Source organism: Hymenobacter cyanobacteriorum, from assembly GCF_022631375.1.
GTDB lineage: Bacteria > Bacteroidota > Bacteroidia > Cytophagales > Hymenobacteraceae > Hymenobacter > Hymenobacter cyanobacteriorum.
The window spans coordinates 781192-801330 of record NZ_JALBGC010000001.1; the positions used below are offsets into that span (position 1 = coordinate 781192).

Annotated in this window: 14 protein-coding genes; 10 read left to right on the top strand and 4 right to left on the bottom strand. The window is 60.9% G+C overall.

Translation table 11 applies throughout. The features are described 5' to 3' along the window. Both MON38_RS03315 and mltG read right to left on the bottom strand, forming a co-directional pair. The gene (locus MON38_RS03315; RefSeq protein ID WP_241934705.1) at positions 1-333 is read right to left on the bottom strand and encodes a hypothetical protein; all 333 of its coding nucleotides are present in this window, start codon (positions 331-333) and stop codon (positions 1-3) included. A gap of 13 nt (positions 334-346) precedes the next feature. After that, positions 347-1435 (bottom strand): endolytic transglycosylase MltG, encoded by a 1089-nt coding sequence (gene mltG, locus MON38_RS03320; protein ID WP_241934706.1) that lies wholly within the window; start codon positions 1433-1435, stop codon positions 347-349. Between the two features lie 205 nt (positions 1436-1640). Between mltG and MON38_RS03325 the strand changes: the two genes are divergently transcribed. Further along, entirely contained in the window at positions 1641-2273 is a 633-nt protein-coding gene (locus MON38_RS03325; protein WP_241934707.1) for an L-threonylcarbamoyladenylate synthase, read from the top strand. A 193-nt stretch (positions 2274-2466) separates the two neighbouring features. Here MON38_RS03325 and MON38_RS03330 read toward each other — a convergent pair whose 3' ends face one another. Together MON38_RS03330 and MON38_RS03335 are read right to left on the bottom strand one after the other, a co-directional pair. Further along, positions 2467-3381, bottom strand: a complete 915-nt coding sequence (locus MON38_RS03330; RefSeq protein WP_241934708.1) for a lysophospholipid acyltransferase family protein — start codon at positions 3379-3381, stop codon at positions 2467-2469. 2 nt (positions 3382-3383) lie between these two features. After that, positions 3384-4256, bottom strand: a complete 873-nt coding sequence (locus MON38_RS03335; protein WP_241934709.1) for a hypothetical protein — start codon at positions 4254-4256, stop codon at positions 3384-3386. A gap of 141 nt (positions 4257-4397) precedes the next feature. Here MON38_RS03335 and MON38_RS03340 point away from each other — a divergent pair, with 141 nt between their 5' ends. The 9 genes from MON38_RS03340 (at position 4398) to MON38_RS03380 (ending at position 20037) form a co-directional block, all read left to right on the top strand. Continuing rightward, positions 4398-4814, top strand: a complete 417-nt coding sequence (locus MON38_RS03340; RefSeq protein WP_241934710.1) for a hypothetical protein — start codon at positions 4398-4400, stop codon at positions 4812-4814. A 150-nt stretch (positions 4815-4964) separates the two neighbouring features. Further along, positions 4965-9545, top strand: coding sequence for a CusA/CzcA family heavy metal efflux RND transporter (locus tag MON38_RS03345; RefSeq protein ID WP_241934711.1), 4581 nt, complete (start codon positions 4965-4967; stop codon positions 9543-9545). Positions 9546-9682: 137 nt separating this feature from the next. Then, positions 9683-10867 (top strand): efflux RND transporter periplasmic adaptor subunit, encoded by a 1185-nt coding sequence (locus MON38_RS03350; protein ID WP_241934712.1) that lies wholly within the window; start codon positions 9683-9685, stop codon positions 10865-10867. A 123-nt stretch (positions 10868-10990) separates the two neighbouring features. Continuing rightward, the gene (locus MON38_RS03355) at positions 10991-11662 is read left to right on the top strand and encodes a WbqC family protein (protein WP_241934713.1); all 672 of its coding nucleotides are present in this window, start codon (positions 10991-10993) and stop codon (positions 11660-11662) included. A 160-nt stretch (positions 11663-11822) separates the two neighbouring features. Beyond that, positions 11823-14438, top strand: a complete 2616-nt coding sequence (locus MON38_RS03360) for an ATP-dependent Clp protease ATP-binding subunit (protein WP_241934714.1) — start codon at positions 11823-11825, stop codon at positions 14436-14438. Positions 14439-14529: 91 nt separating this feature from the next. Beyond that, positions 14530-14949, top strand: coding sequence for a hypothetical protein (locus tag MON38_RS03365; RefSeq protein WP_241934715.1), 420 nt, complete (start codon positions 14530-14532; stop codon positions 14947-14949). Between the two features lie 124 nt (positions 14950-15073). Beyond that, a complete protein-coding gene (locus tag MON38_RS03370; RefSeq protein ID WP_241934716.1) occupies positions 15074-17233 on the top strand; it encodes a S9 family peptidase in 2160 nt (719 codons plus the stop codon). Positions 17234-17430: 197 nt separating this feature from the next. Further along, positions 17431-18999 (top strand): acyl-CoA carboxylase subunit beta, encoded by a 1569-nt coding sequence (locus MON38_RS03375; protein ID WP_241934717.1) that lies wholly within the window; start codon positions 17431-17433, stop codon positions 18997-18999. A gap of 123 nt (positions 19000-19122) precedes the next feature. Beyond that, positions 19123-20037, top strand: a complete 915-nt coding sequence (locus MON38_RS03380; RefSeq protein ID WP_241934718.1) for a LysR substrate-binding domain-containing protein — start codon at positions 19123-19125, stop codon at positions 20035-20037. The last annotated feature ends 102 nt before the right edge of the window (positions 20038-20139 follow it).

Below are 20139 nucleotides of genomic sequence, written 5' to 3' on the forward strand. Positions count from 1 at the left end.
TTATATTTCTTCGGAGGAATTCAGGTCGTAGAGCGTAACCAAATCCAGCAGGTAATGGCCAGTTATTCTCACCAAATGCAAATCGATGACCACAACCAGAAATGCATTCTCATCATCGGTAGAAACCGACACGTGCAGATAATGGTCTGATGGGCTCTGATAAACGTAGCGGACTATTCCATCTAATAAATTGAAGCCTTCTAAATCCGATTGCGGTACTGCTTCAACGTACGGCCAAATATCCAGCACAGGCTCCGCGGTTTGCGATACATCAAGCATCGGAGCAGCGAATGTTGCTTGATATTCTTCGTGGCTCAGCTTGTGTGTTTGCATAAATCCGCACCGATTATTTAATACCGGCTCTATTTAGCGCGGCTTGGTAGCGCCTTGCATTCGCGATGTGTTCCGTCTCATTCGTAGCAAAGGCGTGGTAGCCGCTGAAATCCTCCTTGGCGCAGAAATACAGGTAGTTGTTGCTTTCGGGTTTCAGCACGGCATCGATGCTGGCGATGCTGGGCAGGTTGATGGGACCGGGCGGCAGGCCGGCGTACTTATAGGTGTTATAAGGCGAGTCTTTTTGCAAATGCACGTTGAGCACGCGCTTGATGGTGAAGTCGTGGTTGGCGTACACCACGGTGGGGTCGGCCTGCAGCTTCATACCGCGCCGGAGGCGGTTGAGGTAGACGCCGGCGATGCGCGGCCGCTCGTCGGCATGCTGCTGCTGTTCGGCTTCCACGATGCTGGCCAGCGTGCTTACCTGGGCGCGGGTGAGGTGCAGCTTCTCGCGCTCGGCATCGCGGGCGGGCGTCCAGAACTGCTCGTAGGACGTTTTCAGGCGCTGCATCAGGCGCTTGGCCGAGGTGTTCCAGTACACGTCGTAGGTATTCGGGATGAACATGGTGAGCACCGTGGTGGTGTCGAAGCCCAGGCTTTTGGTGTAGGCCGGGTCGCGCAGCAGCGAGTCGAGCCGCGCGGCGGGCACATCCACCTGGCTGGCCAGCTTGGCCACCAGCTCGTTGCGCAGGCGCACCGTGTTGAAGGTCAGCTTCACCGGCGACTGCGCCCCGCTTTTGAGCACGTTGATGAGCTGGCGGTTGGTGAAGCCATCCTTCAGCTCGTAGTTGCCGGGCTTCACGGCACCGGGCTTGTCGTATTTCATCAGCCGGGCCACGAAGTGCAGCGAGAGCTTGTCGACCACGGCACCGGTCTGGTCGATGGCATTCAGCGCCGATTTCCAGGTGGCGCCGCGCGGAATCACCACGTAGGTGGGCTTGCCCTTGGTTTCGATGTTGGCGGTGAAGAACACCTGGTAGAAATAGTAGGAGAAGCACACCAATGCAAGCGTGAACACGACGCTCACAACGCCCCAGCGTTTGCGGCGTTTCAGGGCGTCGTCGCGGCGTTCGAGGATGGACTTTTGGGCGGGTTTGGCCATGGGGAATAAAGCAGAAGTCAGAGGAGCGGCGCCAAAAGTACGAAGCCGCGCCACCGCAGCCCGCGCGGCGCGTTCAGGTTGGCGCGTTTCGGCCGGAGGTAGTACCTTTCCCGCGCCTTTGGCCCCGCCGGGCCGCCAGGCCGGTTTTGGCCGGCACGCGGCGGCCCCTGCCCGGCCGGTTTCACTTTCAACCTTCGTTTTTTCTATGCCCGCCACCCTGCTCCGCATTCACCCCGAGAATCCGCCCCAAAACCGCATTCAGCAAGCCGTTGAGGTACTGCGCAAGGGCGGAGTCATTATTTACCCCACCGACACCGTGTATGGCATCGGCTGCGACGTGACCAATGCCAAGGCCGTGGAACGCGTGTGCCGCATTAAGGGCATCAACCCCGAAAAGGCCAACCTGAGCTTTATCTGCTACGACCTGTCGCACATCAGCGACTACGCCCACGGCATCAACACCGCTACGTATAAGGTTATCAAAAAGGCCCTGCCCGGCCCGTTCACTTTCCTGTTCGAAGCCAGTGCCAACGCGCCGCGCTTCGGCGGCACCAAGCGCAAGACGGTCGGTATTCGCGTGCCGGATAACCAGATTATCCGTCAGTTGGTGAAGGAACTGGGCAACCCCATCGTGAGCACCTCGGTGCGCGAAAGTGAGGAAACCCTCGAGGAGTATGTGACCGACCCGGACCTGATTTACGAAAAGTACCGCCTGCTCGTGGACCTCGTGATTGATGGCGGCTTCGGCGGCAACACCCCCAGCACCATCGTCGATTGCACCAACGACGACTTCGACATCGTGCGCGACGGCGCCGGCGACATCGAGCCGTATTTGTAGAAGGCCCCGCCTGTCATTGCGAGCGAAGCGCGGCAATCCTTCCTCTCGCTGCGACTAACCTAATAATATGAAAAGCCCCGGCTCTGGAATAGAGTCGGGGCTTTCTGTTTAGATTAAGGCTTCACCACATCTCAAGGCTTTCTGCATCGAGCGGAAGGATTGCCGCGGCCTTCGGCCTCGCAATGACAGACGCCTACCGCTTATGCTTCCAGCGCCGGTGCGTCCACAGGTACTGCTCGGGCGAGGCGCGCATGTCCATTTCCAACTGCCGGGCAAAGGCTTCGGTGACCGGGAAGGTGCCGGCCGGCGCCAGTTTGGCTTCGCGGCCATCGGGCAGCTCGGTGAAGGTGACTTCGTAGTAGCCGCGCCGTACGCGCCGAATGCCCACGTAGAGCACGGCGCAATCGAGCTGCACGGCCAAGCGGTCGGCGCTGGTGTAGAAGCTGGTGTCCTGATGCAGAAAGTTGGTCCAGTAGGGTTTGTCTTCGGGACCGGCGGCCTGGTCGGTGAGCAGGCTGAGGGTGTGGCCCTGGCCGCGGTGGGCCACCAGGTAGCGCAGCGTCGCCAGCATGGGCACGGCATCGGCCCCGAGGCGGGTGCGCAGGCGGCGCATGAAACTCTCGAAGAACAGGTTGTTCAGCGGCTTGTACACGCCGGCGGCCCGGCCGGGAAATTCCAGCGCCGCACCGCTCAGAATCCACTCCCAGTTGCCCATGTGCGAGCCCAGCGACAGCACCAGCCGCTTGTCGGCGAAATGGTGCGTCATCAGTTCGGGGTTCACGAAGCGCATGCGCCGCTGTAGCTCGTCGGGCCGGATGGCAGCCAGCTTCAGGATTTCGATGATAACCTGTGAGAAGTGCCGGTAGAATGCGTTGCCAATGCGCTCGATTTCGGCCGGCGTTTTTTCCGGGAAAGAGTTGCGCAGGTTTTCGGTGACGACGCGCCAGCGGTAGCGCACCACGTAGGCCAGCAGGAAATAGATGACTTCCGCGAACAGGTACAGCACCGCCAACGGCAGGTGGGCCAGCGCCAGCAGCAGCCAGCGCAACGGCTCGAAATACCAGGCGTAGGGCCGGCCGGCCGCGGCCGGAGTTCCTTTGGTGGCCATGCTTAGCGGGCGGCCGGCGCCCCGGCGGGCGCGTAGTCGGCCGTGTTGCGCTGGCCGATGGCGCGGTGCCCGGCGAGCAGCTTTTTATTACCCGGGCCGCCGTACACTTCAATAAACAGCGTGAATGGGCCATCGGGCAGCGGGCCGAAGGGCAGCTGGCCCACTACGGTAGTAGGCCGGCCGCTCTGGGGCGTCAGCTCGCCGTCGGCATCGGCCGCCGAGCCGTCGGGCGTGGTGAGGTGGTAGTGCACGCGCAGGGCCGGGCCGGCCGGGGCATTGTGCAGCTCGGTGTAGAAAAACAGGTTTTCGGAGCCCCGGCCGTAATTGCCGCCGGGCGCGCGGGTGAGACGGTAGCCGCCCCGGCCGAAGTTGTCGTCGCTGGCGCCGCGCACGGCCGGACGCGCCAGCAGCACCACGTCGCTAAAAAAGGCGCCGGTAGCAGGAGCTTCAAGCACCAAGGGCTTCTCCACGGTGGTTTCGCCGTTGGCGCTCTTGTACTGGTCCTTCACGGTGCCGCGCAGGGTGTATTTGCCATCGGGCAGCAGCACGCGCTTGAGGAAGCTCAGCGGGTTTTTGATGGCCAGGCTGGTATCGTTCAGCACCGGCGGCTTCAGGGTGATGACTTCGTGGTAGGCGGGTTTACCGTCGGCTTTTAGAATATCGAGCGTGACGACGGCCGACGACTGGAACGAGCGCGGGGCCCGCTGCCGGTAGGTGAGCGGCTGCGTGGGCACCGTCACGTAGATTTCCACTTCGGCACCCTTCACCACTTTATCGAGGTTGCGAAAACGGGCCACGTCGAGCATGAGCTGCGGCGGAGCCGCCTGGGCGGCCAGCGTGGTGAGGACGACGAGCAAAGTCAGAAAGTAGCGCATATGGCAAAAGTACGGCGGGGGAAAGGGAGACGTTCGGCCAGCCACCTTGCGGCCGGCGGCACGCGCTTCTCGTCCTGCTTTCTATTTTTGTGCCAGCAACCCCGCAAACATTTATCGCGCCCGCCCCGTTTCTCACCCGATATGCGCGCCACCTTCGCTTTCTTTCTGGGAATACTGATGCTGCTGGGCAGCTTCGTGCCCGAGAATGATTTGGGCGAGCTGGCCAAGCTGCCGCAGTTGGTGGAGCACTACGAATATCACCACTCGGCGGTGGGCGGCGGGCTGAATTTCGGCCAGTTCATTGCCGAGCACTACGGGGCCGGCACCAAGCACTACGCCGGGTGCACCCTCTCGCCGCGCCACCAGCAAGACCATCACAACCTGCCCCTGCGCTGCCACCACGGCTGCGTCACGCTCAGCTTTGTGATGGCTCCCGTTACGCGACTGGTATTCGTGACCCAGCCGGAAATAGTGGCCGCGCCCGCCTACCGCGCCGCCGCCGCACCGCGCTACGCCTTCAGCTTCAGCACCTCGCTGGGCCAGCCGCCCCGAGCCTAACCCACCCGCGCCCCCGGACGCAGTGTGCCCGTGCCGAAACCGGCTCCGGCACCGAAATTCCGGCTCCCCCCCTCTCTTATTGGATTTTTAGCGCCTCCCCGGGCCGGCCACTGGCCGCGTCTGGGCCGGGCCGCATTGCACCGTATTCGTATGATTTCGGCGATTATTAATTTCAGCATCCGCAACAAGCTGCTGGTGGCCCTGATGCTGGCGGGCCTCGTGGCCTGGGGCGTGTTTTCGGCCGCCAGCCTGCCGCTCGACGCCATTCCGGACGTCACCAACAACCAGGTTCAGGTCATCACCCAAAGCCCCGCGCTGGCGGCGCAGGAGGTCGAACAGCTCATCACCGTACCGCTGGAGCTGCAGCTGCGTACCATCCCGGGCGTGACGGAAATTCGGTCGATTTCGCGCTTCGGGCTGTCGGTGATTACCGTAGTTTTCGAGGAAGACGTCGACACCTACCACACCCGCCAGCTGGTGGCCGAGAAGCTGAAAGTAGCCGAAGCTGACCTCGGGCAGGGCTTGGGCGCGCCGGGCATGGCGCCTATCACCACCGGCCTGGGCGAGATTTATCAGTACACCATCAAAGTCAAAAAGGGCTACGAGAAGCAGTACGGCCTGGCTCAGTTGCGCGAAATCCAGGACTGGCTGGTGAAGCGCCGCCTGGCCGGCGTAAACGGCGTGGTCGACGTGAGCAGTTTCGGCGGCTATGTGCGCGAGTACGAGGTGAGCGTAGACCCGGCTCGCCTGGCCGGCGCGGGTGTGAGCATGGCCGAGCTCTACGAGGCCCTGCAAGCCAACAACGGCAACGCCGGCGGCAGCTACCTCGAGCGCGGCCCACGGGCCTTCTTCATTCGGGGCGAGGGCCGGGCCACGTCGCTGCAGGACATCGGCAACATCGTGGTGAAGCCCGTGGCCCGGCCCGGCCAGGGCGGCGCGCCGCTGCTGGTGCGCGACGTGGCTGCCGTGCGCTTCGGCCACGCCGTGCGCTACGGGGCTATGGACCGCGACGGCCTGGGCGAAACCGTGGGTGGCGTAGTGCTTATGCTGAAAGGCGCCAGCTCCGAAGCCACCATCAAAAACGTGAAGGCGCGCGTGGCTGAAATCCAGCAAACGCTGCCCAAAGGCCTGGAAATCGACCCGTTCTTGGACCGCACCAAGCTGGTGGACAAAGCCATTCACACGGTAGTAAAAAACCTGATTGAGGGCGGCGTGATTGTGGTGTTGGTGTTGCTGCTGCTGCTCGGCAACCTGCGGGCCGGGCTGGTGGTGGCGGGCATGATTCCGCTGTGCATGCTCTTCGCGCTGGGCATGATGCGGACCTTCGGCGTATCGGCTAACCTGATGAGCCTGGGCGCGTTGGACTTTGGCCTCATCGTGGACGGGGCCGTGATTATCGTGGAGGCCGTCATTGCCCACTTGCTGCACGAGCGCCTCAAAGCCGCCCACGAGACGATGGACGACATCACCGAAGGCGTGACCAACCGGCTCATGAAATCGGCTCTGTTCGGTCAGCTCATCATCCTGATTGTGTACCTGCCCATCCTCTCGCTCACCGGCGTGGAGGGCAAGATGTTTCGGCCCATGGCCCTCACGGTGAGCTTCGCCATTCTCGGGGCCATGATTATGTGCCTGACTTATGTGCCGGCCGTCACGGCCTGGGCGTTGAAGAAAAATATCAGCGAAAAGCCTAATCTGGCCGACCGCATCGTAGGCTTTCTGCACAAGCTGTACGACCCGATTATCCGGGCGGCACTGGGGGCGCGCTGGTTGGTGGTGGGCGTGGCCGTGGGGCTGCTGGCGCTGGGCGGCTTCGTGTTTTCGCGGCTCGGCGGCGAGTTTATTCCGCAGCTCGACGAGGGCGACTTTGCCATGAACGTGACGCTGGCTCCCGGGTCTTCTTTGGACGAAAGCATCCTGCTGACGTCTCGGATTCAGCGCATTCTGAAAAGTAAATTCCCGGAAGTCATTCAGGTCGTGGGCAAAATCGGCACCTCGGAAATCCCCACCGACCCCATGTCGCTAGAAGATTCCGACCAGATGATTATTCTGAAAGACCATGCCGAATGGACCAGCGCCAGCACCCGCGAGGAGCTAGCCAACAAGATGCAGGCCGCCCTGGCCGGCGTGCCCGGCGTGAGCCTGGAGTTTCAGCAGCCCATTCAGATGCGATTTAACGAGCTGATTTCGGGCGTAAAGTCGGATGTATCGGTGAAGATTTACGGCGACGACCTCGACGTGCTCAAGGCCAAGGCCGACGAGGCTGCCGCGCTCATCCGCCCGCTGCAAGGTGTAGGCGATATTAAGGTGGAGCAGATTATCGGCCTGCCGCAGCTGCGCGTGAGCTACGACCGCGCCAAGCTGGCCCAGTACGGCCTGCGCGTAATGGACCTCAACACGCTGCTGCAAACCGCTTTCGCCGGCCAGACCACCGGCCAGGTGTACGAAGGCGAGCGCCGCTTCGACCTTGTGCTGCGCCTCGACTCGCTGCACCGTCGTGGCCCCGACGACCTCAACCAACTCCTTGTGTCGCTGCCCGACGGCAACCAGATTCCGCTAAGCGAAGTGGCCACTGTGGCCCTGAAACCGGCCCCGGCCCAAATCTCCCGCGACGATGCCCGCCGCCGCGTCAACATCGGCGTGAACGTGCGCGGCCGCGACGTACAAAGCCTCGTGCAAGACATCCAGGGCAAGCTGAAAACCGGCTTGAGCCTGCCCGCCGGCTACAGCATCGTGTACGGCGGCCAGTTCGAAAACCTGAACCACGCCAAAGACCGACTGGCCATTGCCGTGCCGGTGTCGTTGGTACTGATTTTCATGCTTTTGTTCCTGGCCTTCCGTTCGGTGAAGGAGGCGCTGCTGATTTTTACGGGCATCCCACTGGCGGCCATCGGCGGCGTGCTGGCGCTGGGGTTGCGCGGGATGCCGTTCAGCATTTCGGCCGGCGTGGGCTTTATCGCGCTGTTCGGGGTGGCCGTTTTGAATGGCATTGTGCTGGTGGCCAGCCTGAACGAATTGGCCACGGCCGGCGTGAAGAAAATCCGCGAGCGGGTGCTGCGCGCTACCGAGGAGCGGTTCCGGCCGGTGCTGCTCACGGCCTCGGTGGCCTCGCTCGGCTTTTTGCCGATGGCCCTGTCCGGCTCGGCCGGCGCGGAGGTGCAGAAGCCGCTGGCCACGGTCGTCATCGGTGGGCTGATAACGGCCACGCTGCTCACGCTGGTGGTGCTGCCCGTGCTCTACACCTTCTTTGTGGATGACGACGAGCCCAGCCCCGAAGTAGCCGCTGAGGAAGCCGAAGAGGCCAAAATCCGCAAGGAAACAGGCGGCGAGCCGGCCACGGAATCCAATGATAAGCCGGCTTCCAATGACAACAAGTCTCAATCTATGCCCAAAACCGAAGCCGAACGCGTGGCCGCCGAAAAAGCCGAATTAGAAAAGAAGAAGGCCGAAGCGCCAAAACCGGGTAGCCCTGATTCTAAAGATTCAGGTGCGGCGGGCGCAACGGGAGTTTCGTTCGTGGTCCTGCTGCTGATAGCGCTGGCTGCCCTGCTGCCCGCTACCGCCCGCGCCCAAAAAGCCCCAACTGATGCGCCCCTCAGCATCTCGCAGGCCCTGAGCACCGGCCTGGCCCAGAGCCCACTAGTGCAGGCCGCCACTTTGCAGGCCCAGCAGCAGACCGCCCTCGCCCGCACCGGCTACGACCTACCGCGCTTGGTGTTAGACTATCAGTACGGCCAGATTTCGGGTCCGCTGGCCGACCAGAGCTTCAACATTCTGCAGCAGACGGCCTTCCCCACCGTGTACGGAGCCCAGCGCAAAGTTCTGCAAACCACGGCCGAGGGTGCCAACCTCCGCGCCCGCGCCCAGCGTCGTGAGTTGAGCCGCAGCATCCGCTCGGGCTACTATAATCTGCTGGTGACCTACCGCCTCGTGGCCCTGTTGCGCCGGCAAGACAGCCTCTACCAGCGCGCCGCCCGGGCCGCCCGCATCCGCTACCAGGTGGGCGAAACCAACCGCCTGGAGCAGGTATCGGCCGAAGCCCGGTCGCGCGAACTGCAAAACCGCCTCGCCACGCTGCGCTCCGAGTTGCTGGTGCAGCGCCGCCAACTGGCCCTGCTGCTCGGCCAGCCCAACCTGGCCACCATCGACACCACCGCCAGCCCCCGCGCCGTGCTGCTACCGGCCGATACGGCCGCCCTCACGCCCGCCACCAACCCCACCCTGGCCGCCTATCAGCAGCAGCTTACCCTCAGCCAGCAGCAAACCAGGCTTGAAAAGCTGCGCCGCCTGCCTGACCTGCGCGCCGGCTACTTCAATCAGACCATTAACCAAGAGCGGGGTTTCAACGTGGCCCAGGCCGGCATCGCGGTACCGCTGCTGGGCGGGGCCCAGCGCGCCCGCATCGCCGCCGCCAAAATCGGCGAGGAAGCCGCCCAGGTGCAGCTGGCCTACGCCAACACGCAATTCGGCACCCAGTTCAGCACCCTGCGCCAGCAGCTGGCCCGCGCCCAGGCCTCGCTGCTTTACTATGAGAACTACGGGTTGCCGCAAGCCCGCCTCATTCTCGACACGGCCGAAAAAAGTCGCCGCGCCGGCGATATCGAGTACGTGGAATACGTGGTGAATACCCAACCCGCCTGGCAGATTCAGGAAGCCTATTTCGAGCAGTTGCGGCAATACAACGAACTGGTGGCCAATATCCAGGCCCTGGCCGGAGCCGATGCGCAATAAGTAGTAAAAGCACGTCATGCTGAGCTTGTCGAAGCATCTCTACCGCGCAAGTAATCAATGCCAAAGTAACGAAGCAGTTGCGATGCTTCGACAAGCTCAGCAGGACCGTTATCAAATAATCGAATAAACTCCTACCCATGAAATTTCTGCCCTACCTCGCCCTCCTCCCCATCCTCATCGCCTGCGGCAGCAAAGCCGAAAAGGCCGCCGATAAACCCGCCGCCCCGCCACCCCGCGCGCCTAACGAGGTTTTCCTCAGCAAAGCCCAGATGCAGGCGGCCGGCATCGAGCTCGGCACTTTCACCCGCCGCGACCTAGGCACCGAGGTGCAGGCCACCGGCCAGATTGATGTGCCGCCCAGCCACAAAGTATCCATCACGGCTGTGATGGGCGGCTACGTGCAGCAACTCCCGGTGCTGCCCGGCCAGTTTGTGAAACGGGGTAGCGTGCTCGCTACCCTACGCAACCCCGACTACCTCAAGCTGCAGCAGGATTACCTCCAGAGCCAAGCCCGCATCGTATTTCTGAAGCAGGAAACCGCCCGCCAGCAAATCCTCAACGACGAAGACGTAGGAGCCCGCCGCAAGCTCCAGCAAGCCGCCTCCGAGCTGCGCACCGAGCAGGCCGCGGCCGGCAGCCTCGCTGCTCAACTTCGCCTCATCGGCCTGAATCCTGGGCGCATCACGGCCACCAATATCCAGCCCAGCGTGCCGCTCATCGCCCCTATTGGCGGCTACGTGAAGGCCGTGCTGGTGAACCCCGGCCAGTTCGTGAATCCGCAGGACGTGCTGATTGAGTTGGTGGACCGCTCCGACCTGCACCTGGAATTAAAAGTTTTCGAGCGCGACATTGCCAAGGTGAAAGTGGGCCAGGACATTCTGTTCCGCGTGCCGGCCCAGGGAGCCAGCGCCCAGCCACTTCCCGCCACCGTCTTCCTGGTCGGCAAAGCCTTCGATGACGACGGCCGCACCGTGTCGGTTCATGCCCACCTACACGACACCGGCCCCGATGCTGCGCTCACCGCCGCCCTATTGCCCGGCCAATACGTCAGTGCCCGCATCCTCACCGGCCGTACGCCCCAGCGCACCCTGCCCGAAGACGCTCTCGTGCCCGGCGGCGAAGTCAGCTACGCTTATTATCAGGTAAAATCCGATGGTAAAGGCAGCACCTTCCGCCGCTTCAGCCTTCGTCCCGGCGCTACTGACCAGGGTCAGGTAGCCGTGCGCTCGCTCGATAAGCTGAGCGACACTACCCATCTGGTCGTCAAAGGCGCGTATTTTCTGGATGCCGAACGCAGCAAAGGCCAGGGCGGCGATGAGTAGCCCGAACGTCATGCAGAGCGCAGCGAAGCATCTTGCCTGCCACCACTAATCATTTACTATTGCAGTAAAGATGCTACGCTCTGCATGACGTGGTGCTATGCGTGTTCCCTCTGCTTCGCCTCCATGATTCTCCTCACCGAACTGCACTACCACCCACCGGCCGCCCTTTTCGCTGAACTACAGCGCGCCGACGGCATCCTGCTCGAAGCCCACGAGCACTACCGCAAACAGACCTACCGCAACCGCTGCCTCATCCGCACCGCGCAGGGCGTGCAGCCCCTCACGGTGCCCGTCCTCGATGGCAACCGGGCCGAAAAGGTCAGCGTTTCGGCCATTGAAATCGACTACCGCCAGAACTGGATTCATCGCCACTGGCGCACGCTCCAAACCGCCTACGGCAACAGCCCGTATTTCGAGTATTACGCCGACTACCTGCACGATATCTACGTAAGCAAACCGGCGTTGCTTTTCGACCTGAATCAGCAGTTTTTGCGTTTATTGTTGAAGTGTTTCCGCATCACGCTGCCCCTGCACCTCACCACCGAATACCACGCCCGCTACCCGGCGCAACCTTCTGCCGATAATTCCGGTCTGTTTACTACCCAGCTTATCGCCGACCGGCGCGACTGGCTGACACCCAAAGCCACTTCTAAACCTTCTGAACCTGACACTCCGGCAGCCTCCGCGCTGGTGCGGCCCTATCCGCAGGTGTTTGGCCCAGGTTTTGAGCCCGGCCTAAGTGTGCTGGACCTGCTGTTTTCGCAGGGCCCGGCCGCTGGCCGCTATTTGCAGTAACCCGCAGATTTCGGCCAACGTTAGGTTAATAATGCCGGGCCGTAAATAAGTCCGAACCTTCGCCCGAACCGGCTTGTTTTCAAGCTACATCGGCCCAACCCGTTATTCGTGTTACTCGCCCGACGCGGGGCTTATTTGATTTTTCACTACGTTTATTGGCATGGAAGCTAAATTCTCAAACCGCGTCAAAGAGGTGATTTCCCTCAGCCGGGAGGAAGCCATCCGTCTCGGCCACGACTACATCGGCACCGAGCACCTGTTGCTCGGCATGATTCGCGAAGCCGAAGGCACGGCCCTCGGCCTGCTGCGCAAGCTGGGCGTGAGCATCGACGAGCTGAAGTTTTCGCTCGAACAGGCCACGCGCAACACCGCTACGCAGGGCACCAGCATCACCGGCTCGATTCCGCTCACCAAGCAGACCGAGAAGGTGCTGAAAATCACCTACCTCGAAGCCAAGATTTTCAAGTCGGAAATCATTGGCACCGAACACCTTCTGTTGTCCATCCTGCGGGACGAAGACAACATTTCTTCCCAAATTCTCAGCAAATTCAACGTGAACTACGAAACTGTGCGCGACTCGCTGGATTACCACGGTAATGCCGGTTCTGCCCCGCAAAACCGCACGCCCGACACGGACGACGACGACAACGACAAACTCTTTGGCTCATCGGGTCCCGGCGGGCGCGGGGCTGGCACCGGCGCTGGCGCAGGTGCTAAAAAGCCCGGCGAAAAATCGCGTACCCCGGTGCTCGACAACTTCGGCCGCGACCTCACCAAGCTGGCCGAGGACGACAAGCTCGACCCCATCGTGGGTCGCGAAAAGGAGATTGAGCGCGTAGCCCAAATCCTGAGCCGCCGCAAAAAGAACAACCCCATCCTCATCGGTGAGCCCGGCGTGGGCAAAACGGCCATCGCTGAAGGCCTCGCCCTGCGCATCATCCAGAAGAAAGTAAGCCGTGTGCTTTTCAATAAGCGCGTCGTTACGCTGGACCTCGCTTCGCTGGTGGCCGGCACCAAATACCGCGGCCAGTTCGAGGAGCGCATGAAAGCCGTGATGAACGAGCTGGAGAAGTCGCCCGACGTGATTCTGTTCATCGACGAGTTGCACACCATTGTGGGCGCCGGCGGCGCTTCGGGCTCGCTCGATGCTTCGAACATGTTCAAGCCGGCTTTGGCCCGCGGCGAAATTCAATGCATCGGCGCCACTACGCTGGATGAGTACCGTCAGTACATCGAGAAAGACGGTGCCTTGGCCCGTCGTTTCCAGATGGTGATGGTGGACCCCACCACGCCCGAGGAAACCATCGAAATCCTGCACAACATCAAGGACAAGTATCAGGACCACCACCACGTGGTGTACACCGACAAGGCCATTGAGCAATGCGTGATGCTGTCGGACCGCTACATGTCCGACCGTTTCCTGCCGGACAAGGCTATCGACATTCTCGACGAAGCCGGGGCCCGCGTGCACATCAACAACATCGTGGTGCCCGAGGACATTCTCACGCTCGAAGAGCAGATTGAGAACATCAAAGGCGAGAAAAACCGCGTGGTGAAATCGCAGAAATACGAGGAAGCCGCCAAGCTCCGCGACACTGAGAAGAAGCTGTTGGACCAACTCGAAACGGCCAAAAAGTCGTGGGAAGAGGAAACCAAGAAGAAGCGCTACACGGTGAAAGAGGAGAACGTGGCCGAGGTTATCGCCATGATGACCGGCATCCCCGTTTCGCGCGTGGCTCAGAACGAAAGCCAGAAACTTCTCAACATGAACGAGGAGCTGCAAGGCAAAGTAATTGGCCAAGACAAAGCCATCAAGCAGTTGGTGAAAGCCATTCAGCGCACCCGCGTGGGCTTGAAGGACCCTAAGAAGCCCATTGGTTCGTTCGTATTCCTCGGCCCGACGGGTGTGGGTAAGACGGAGCTAGCCAAGGTGCTGGCTACCTACCTCTTCGACAAGGAAGATGCGCTGGTGCGCGTCGACATGTCGGAGTACATGGAGAAATTCAGCGTATCGCGCCTGGTAGGCGCGCCTCCCGGCTACGTGGGCTACGAAGAGGGCGGCCAGCTGACGGAGAAAATCCGCCGCAAGCCCTACTCGGTTATCTTGCTCGACGAAATTGAGAAGGCGCACCCGGACGTGTACAACCTGCTCCTGCAGGTGCTGGACGACGGCATCCTGACCGACGGCCTCGGCCGCAAGGTGGACTTCCGCAACACCATCATCATCATGACCTCGAACATCGGGGCGCGTGACCTGCAGGACTTCGGCGCCGGCATCGGCTTCGGCACGAAGGCCCGCCAAGAGAACATGGATGAGTTGACGAAAGGCACTATTACCAACGCCCTGAAGAAGACCTTCTCGCCCGAATTCCTCAACCGCTTGGATGACGTCATCGTCTTCAACTCGCTTGAGAAGAAGGACATCCACAAAATTATCGACATCAGCCTCAGCAAGCTCCTCTCGCGAGTGCAGGCTTTAGGTTACCGTGTCGAGTTGACGGAAGCCGCCAAGGATTTCGTGGCCGATAAAGGCTACGACCCCAAATACGGTGCCCGCCCGCTGAACCGCGCCATCCAGAAGTACATCGAAGACCCGATTGCGGAGGAAATCCTCAAAGCCCAGGTAGTACACGGCGACGTTATCACCGCCGATTACACCGAAGGTGCCGAGGAGCTGACCTTCGCCGTAAGCAAGAGCGGTGAGGCGCAAAACCTCGCCAGCGACGAGCGCCCGGCCGACAAGCCGGAAGCGCCCGATACGGATGCGAAGAAATAAGAAGTAGTTAACAGACGTTAGAGGGCTGGTTTCCGCAAGGGAGCCAGCCCTTTTTCTTTGCGCCTATTCCTCCACCTTACTTTCTTTCGCTATGCACAAACCCACTTTTCGATTCTTCGCCTTACTGCTTGCCCTGCCCACTGCCGCTATGGCGCAAGACCAGAAACCCGAAGCGCCTTATAATGCCCAACTGGTTGTTCGCCAGCCCGAAATTGGGGCTGGCAGCCCGGCTTTTACCCCTTCGGCGCAGGTACGAGGCATGAAAGCCCTATCGGATGGGAAAGTATACTGGGTATCGTCCGATAACCGGCAGTTGCTGGCGTACCAGGGTAACCGGCTAGCCTGGAAAACCGATGTGGTGGGTGCCTGCCCAACGGTAGTGGGCCCGCGTGCCATTCGCAAAGTGACACTTGGGACCCAAACAATTTTTGTGCGGGTAGGCGAACGCACGTTTGCTGAAGTAAATGCAGACACGGGAAAGGTCACTTCTGCTACGGTGCAAAAAAATTAGCACCCCGTTGGATAGAATGTGACAGCCGGTCCGTTTCGGACCGGTTTTTTTGCGCCCATGCATTACCTTGCTGCTTGATTTAGACCATCCTAACTGCTCGCGCGGTACTTCTCGCCTTCTTCTTATGAATTTTCTGCAACGAATGGCCCTCGCGGGGGCGGGAGCGGCTTTGGCCGGTGGTGGGGCCTTTGCCCAGACGGCCCCCCTGACGCCGCCGGTAGCGCCCATCAAGCCCAAAGTGTTTACTGATTTTGGCATCCAGCGCACCGATAATTACTACTGGCTGAACAAGCCCACCGACCCGGCCGTCCTCAAATACCTGAACGCCGAAAACGCTTACTACGACCAGCAGATGGCTGCCGTAGTCCCCCTGCAAAAGAAGCTGGCGCAGGAAATCAAGAACCGCATCAAGCAGGAAGACGCGACTGAACCTTACCGCGACAACGGTTACTACTACTACTCGCGCTACGAGTTCGGGCGCGAATACCCCATCTACTGCCGCAAGAAGGGCAGCACCATTGGCACGGAGGAAATTCTACTGAACGGCGACGAGATGGGCAGCAGCCAGAAGTATTTCCAGATTGGCGACTGGGCCGTGAGCGACAACAACCAACTGCTGGCGTTTTCGACCGATACCGTGAGCCGCCGCCTCTACACGCTGCGTTTCCGCAACCTGGCCACGGGCAAAGACTACCCCGAACGCATTCAGAACACCGGCGGCGAAATGGCTTGGGCGGCCGACAACAAAACCGTGTTCTACACCCGCAAAGACGTAACCACGCTCCTGCCCTACCAGGTGTACCGCCACGTGCTGGGCACTGACCCCAAGAACGACGCGCTGGTGTACGAGGAGAAGGACAATACCTTCAACGTACACGTGAGCCGCTCGAAATCAAAGAAATACATCGGCCTGAACTTGGTTAGTTCGCTGTCGTCGGAGTATCGCTACCTCGATGCCGCCGCGCCGGCCGAGCAGCCCAAGGTATTCCAGCGCCGTGAAAAGGACCACCTCTATGATGTGGAGCACTTGGGCGATAAGTTCTACATCCGCACCAACCTGGGGGCGCCCAACTACCGCCTGATGGTAACGCCCGTGACGGCCACCGGCAAATCGGCCTGGACCGACGCCCTCACCCGCCACCCCGAAATTTTCCTCGACCGCTTCGAGCTGTTCAGCAACTACGTGGTGCTGAACGAGCGCAAAGGCGGCCTGCGCCAGCTGAAAGTGGTGAGCCTGAAGGACAAGCAGGAGCATTACATTCAGTTTGAGGAACCCGCCTATACCGCTACTATCGGCGTGAATGCGGAAATGGACACGCCGGTGCTGCGCTACAACTACACCTCACTCACCACGCCGAACTCCATTTTCGAGTACGACATGAGCACCCGCACCAATACCCTGGTGAAGGAGCAACCGGTGCTGGGCAACTACAACAAGTTCGACTACGTGACGGAGCGCGTGTTTGTAAAGTCGCGCGACAACAAGTTCATTCCCATGGCTTTGGTGTACAAGAAAGGCACCAAGCTGGATGGCACCGCGCCGCTGCTGCAGTACGCCTACGGCTCTTACGGTTTCTCGCAGGACCCCACCTTCAGCGCCGCCCGGCTGAGCTTGCTGAACCGCGGGTTTGTGTACGCGCTGTGCAACATCCGGGGCGGGCAGGAGATGGGCCGGCAGTGGTTTGAGGACGGCCGCATGAGCCACAAAATCAACAGCTTCAACGACTTTATCGACTGCTCGGAGTACCTGACCAAAATGCAGGATGTGCGCGTGGGCAACGCGACTGTCAAGAAGCAGTTCACGGCCAAGGACAAGCTGTTTGCCATGGGCGGGAGCGCCGGCGGCCTGCTGATGGGCGCGGTGGTGAACATGCGCCCCGACCTCTACAAGGGCGTCATTGCCGCCGTGCCGTTCGTGGACGTGGTGACGACCATGTCGGACCCCAGCATCCCGCTTACCACCAGCGAGTACGACCAGTGGGGCAACCCCGCCAACGAGGAGGAATTCAAGTACATGCTCTCGTATTCGCCCTACGACAATGTGGAAAAGCAGGCTTACCCCAACATGCTGGTAACTACCGGCTTGCACGACTCGCAGGTACAGTATTTCGAGCCTGCCAAGTGGGTAGCCAAGCTGCGCGCTACCAAAACCGATAAGAACCTGATGCTGTTGCACACCGACATGGCGGCCGGCCACGGCGGCGCTTCGGGCCGTTTCAAGTCGATTGACGACACGGCGCGGCAGTATGCGTTTTTGCTGATGCTGATGGGCAAGACGCTGTAGGAGCCGCTTGTCATGCTGAACGCAGTGAAGCATCTGGGTCATGTCTCAACCACGCTGGTCGGCTTGATTCAGATGCTTCACTGCGTTCAGCATGACATTTTTCTTTGCACTGCTACCGCCGCCCCATAATCTACCCGTAACCTACCTTTGGGCTTCCATTCCGCGCACCCATCCCACCCGCGCGCTTAGCCCCGCTCATGCCCGACCCGCACGCCCACGCCCACCTCTCCAAAACCGAATTGCTGGCCCGCAAAAACGAAGAAGCCCTGTTAGGGGGCGGCCAGGCCCGCATTGATGCCCAACACAAAAAAGGCAAGCTCACCGCCCGCGAACGGGTGGATTTGCTGATGGACGAAGGCTCGTTCGAGGAAATCGGTAAGTTTGTAATGCACCGCTCCAAGGATTTTGGCCTCGATAAGGAGCACTACCTCGGCGACGGCGTGATAACCGGCTACGGCACCGTGAACGGCCGGCTGGTGTACGTTTTTTCGCAGGATTTCACGGTTTTCGGTGGTTCGCTGAGCGAAACCCACGCCGAGAAAATCGTGAAAATCATGGACCTCGCCATGAAGAACGGTGCGCCCGTGATTGGCCTCAACGACTCGGGCGGGGCCCGGATTCAGGAAGGCGTGGTGAGCCTCGGCGGCTACGCCGACATTTTTTATAAGAACACGCTGGCTTCGGGCGTGGTGCCGCAGCTGTCGGCCATTATGGGGCCGTGCGCGGGCGGCGCGGTGTATTCGCCGGCCATCACCGACTTCATTCTGATGGTGGAGCACACGAGCTATATGTTCGTGACCGGCCCCAACGTGGTGAAAACCGTGACCCACGAGGAAGTAACCAGCGAGGAACTGGGCGGCGCCAGCACGCACTCGGCCAAGAGCGGCGTGACGCACTTCTCGTGCGCCAACGAGGTGGTGGCCATCAATCATATCAAGCAGCTGCTGAGCTACATGCCGCAGAACTGCGAAGAAACGGCCCCGAACCAGCCCTACGAAGCCAGCGGCGACGAAAGCCGCCCCGAGCTCGACAAGCTGATTCCCGAAAATGCCAACCAACCTTACGACATGCGCGAGGTGATTGAGGGCATTATCGATACCAACTCCTTCCTCGAAGTGCACCAGAATTTTGCGGAGAACATCGTGGTGGGCTTTGCCCGGCTGGCGGGCCGTAGCATCGGCATTGTGGGCAACCAGCCGGCGGTGCTGGCCGGTGTGCTCGACATCAACGCCAGCACCAAAGCCGCGCGCTTCGTGCGCTTCTGCGATGCCTTCAACATTCCGCTGCTGGTGCTGGAAGACGTGCCCGGCTTCCTGCCCGGCACCGACCAGGAGTGGCGCGGCATCATCACCAACGGCGCCAAGCTGCTCTACGCTTTCTGCGAAGCCACCGTGCCGCGCATCACCGTGATTACCCGCAAAGCCTACGGCGGGGCATATGACGTGATGAACTCCAAGCACATCGGGGCCGATATGAACTACGCCTGGCCCACCGCCGAAATTGCCGTAATGGGCGCGAAAGGCGCGGCCGAAATCATTTTCAAGCGCGAAATCGCCCAGGCCGAGAACCCCGAAGCCAAGCTCCAGGAGAAGGTGGACGAGTACCAGGAGAAATTTGCCACGCCCTACCGCGCCGCCCACCGTGGCTTCGTGGACGAGGTAATCCTGCCCTCGCAAACGCGCCAGAAGCTGATTCGCGCCTTCAAGATGCTGGAAAACAAGGTGGACACTATGCCGCGTAAGAAGCACGGCAACATTCCGCTATAATTATAAATCAACCACTCAGCCGAACGCCATGCAGCATTGCGCGCTGCATGGCGTTTTGGTTTAATAAGCTCGGCGGAGGCGCGGTGGCCAGCCTGCTTGCCGAGCAACGAATTACTTTTAGGCATGTCCGATTTCCGCCTCCGTGTATTCGCTGCTGTGGCCCGGCACCTGAGCTTTACGAAAGCCGGGCAGGAGCTTTTTGTGAGCCAGCCGGCCGTGACGAAGCACATTCGGGAGTTGGAAGCGCAATACGGGCAACGCCTGCTGGAGCGACGCGGCAACCGCGTGAGCCTGACCGAAGCCGGCCGCCTGCTACAAGCGCATGCCGAAACAGTGGCGCAGGCCCAGCAGCTTCTGGAGGACCAGCTGCTGGGCCTGCGCAACCCCGACGAGGCCACCGGCCGCCTGCGCCTGGGGGCCAGCACGACCCTCAGCCAGTACGTGCTGCCGGGGCTGCTGCCCGCCTTTCAGGCCCGCTACCCGCAGGTACACCTCACGCTGCTCAATGCCAATTCGGAGCGTATTGCCGATGCCCTGTTGCGGGGCGAGCTGGATTTGGGGTTTGTAGAGGGCCGCACGAAGAGCAAGGATTTGCACTACGAATTGCTGCTGCCCGATGAGCTGGTGGCCGTGCGCCGCGCTACTCCCAGCGGCCTGTCCACTGCGCCGCTAACTGTAGCCGAAGCGCTGGCCCATCCGCTGGTGTTGCGTGAGCGCGGCTCGGGCACGCTCGAAATCCTGGAATTTGCCCTCCGGGCGCAGCAAATCAAACTCAGCAACTTAGCGGTGGCCATTTACCTGGATAATACCGAGGCCATTAAAAGCTACCTCGAAGCGGCCCCGGGGGCGCTGGGCTTCGTGTCGCGCCGGGCCCTGGACCGCGAGCTAGCCGCCGGCCTGCTCGAAGTGGTGCCCATCCAAGGGCTGCACTTGGCCCGGCAGTTTGAGGCCGTTTGGGTGCAAGGCCAGGTGCTGGCCAGGCCGGCGCAGCGGTTTCTAAGCTTCGCACAGAACCAACTCGATAACAGTAAGCGGTAGGAAGCGCCCTACAAGCTGCCCGAATCAACCCATTCAATCTTTCCGACTATAACCGTTGGTTATTTGCTATAACATGATTGGATAATCCCTGGCGCAGCAAGC

Coding starts and splice junctions, on each gene's coding strand:
- MON38_RS03375 (WP_241934717.1), top strand. CDS start 17,431: ATGCCCGACCCGCACGCCCACGCCCACCTCTCCAAAACCGAATTGCTG.
- MON38_RS03340 (WP_241934710.1), top strand. CDS start 4,398: ATGCGCGCCACCTTCGCTTTCTTTCTGGGAATACTGATGCTGCTGGGC.
- mltG (WP_241934706.1), bottom strand. CDS start 1,435: ATGGCCAAACCCGCCCAAAAGTCCATCCTCGAACGCCGCGACGACGCC.
- MON38_RS03350 (WP_241934712.1), top strand. CDS start 9,683: ATGAAATTTCTGCCCTACCTCGCCCTCCTCCCCATCCTCATCGCCTGC.
- MON38_RS03345 (WP_241934711.1), top strand. CDS start 4,965: ATGATTTCGGCGATTATTAATTTCAGCATCCGCAACAAGCTGCTGGTG.
- MON38_RS03315 (WP_241934705.1), bottom strand. CDS start 333: ATGCAAACACACAAGCTGAGCCACGAAGAATATCAAGCAACATTCGCT.
- MON38_RS03380 (WP_241934718.1), top strand. CDS start 19,123: ATGTCCGATTTCCGCCTCCGTGTATTCGCTGCTGTGGCCCGGCACCTG.
- MON38_RS03365 (WP_241934715.1), top strand. CDS start 14,530: ATGCACAAACCCACTTTTCGATTCTTCGCCTTACTGCTTGCCCTGCCC.
- MON38_RS03335 (WP_241934709.1), bottom strand. CDS start 4,256: ATGCGCTACTTTCTGACTTTGCTCGTCGTCCTCACCACGCTGGCCGCC.
- MON38_RS03330 (WP_241934708.1), bottom strand. CDS start 3,381: ATGGCCACCAAAGGAACTCCGGCCGCGGCCGGCCGGCCCTACGCCTGG.
- MON38_RS03355 (WP_241934713.1), top strand. CDS start 10,991: ATGATTCTCCTCACCGAACTGCACTACCACCCACCGGCCGCCCTTTTC.
- MON38_RS03360 (WP_241934714.1), top strand. CDS start 11,823: ATGGAAGCTAAATTCTCAAACCGCGTCAAAGAGGTGATTTCCCTCAGC.
- MON38_RS03370 (WP_241934716.1), top strand. CDS start 15,074: ATGAATTTTCTGCAACGAATGGCCCTCGCGGGGGCGGGAGCGGCTTTG.
- MON38_RS03325 (WP_241934707.1), top strand. CDS start 1,641: ATGCCCGCCACCCTGCTCCGCATTCACCCCGAGAATCCGCCCCAAAAC.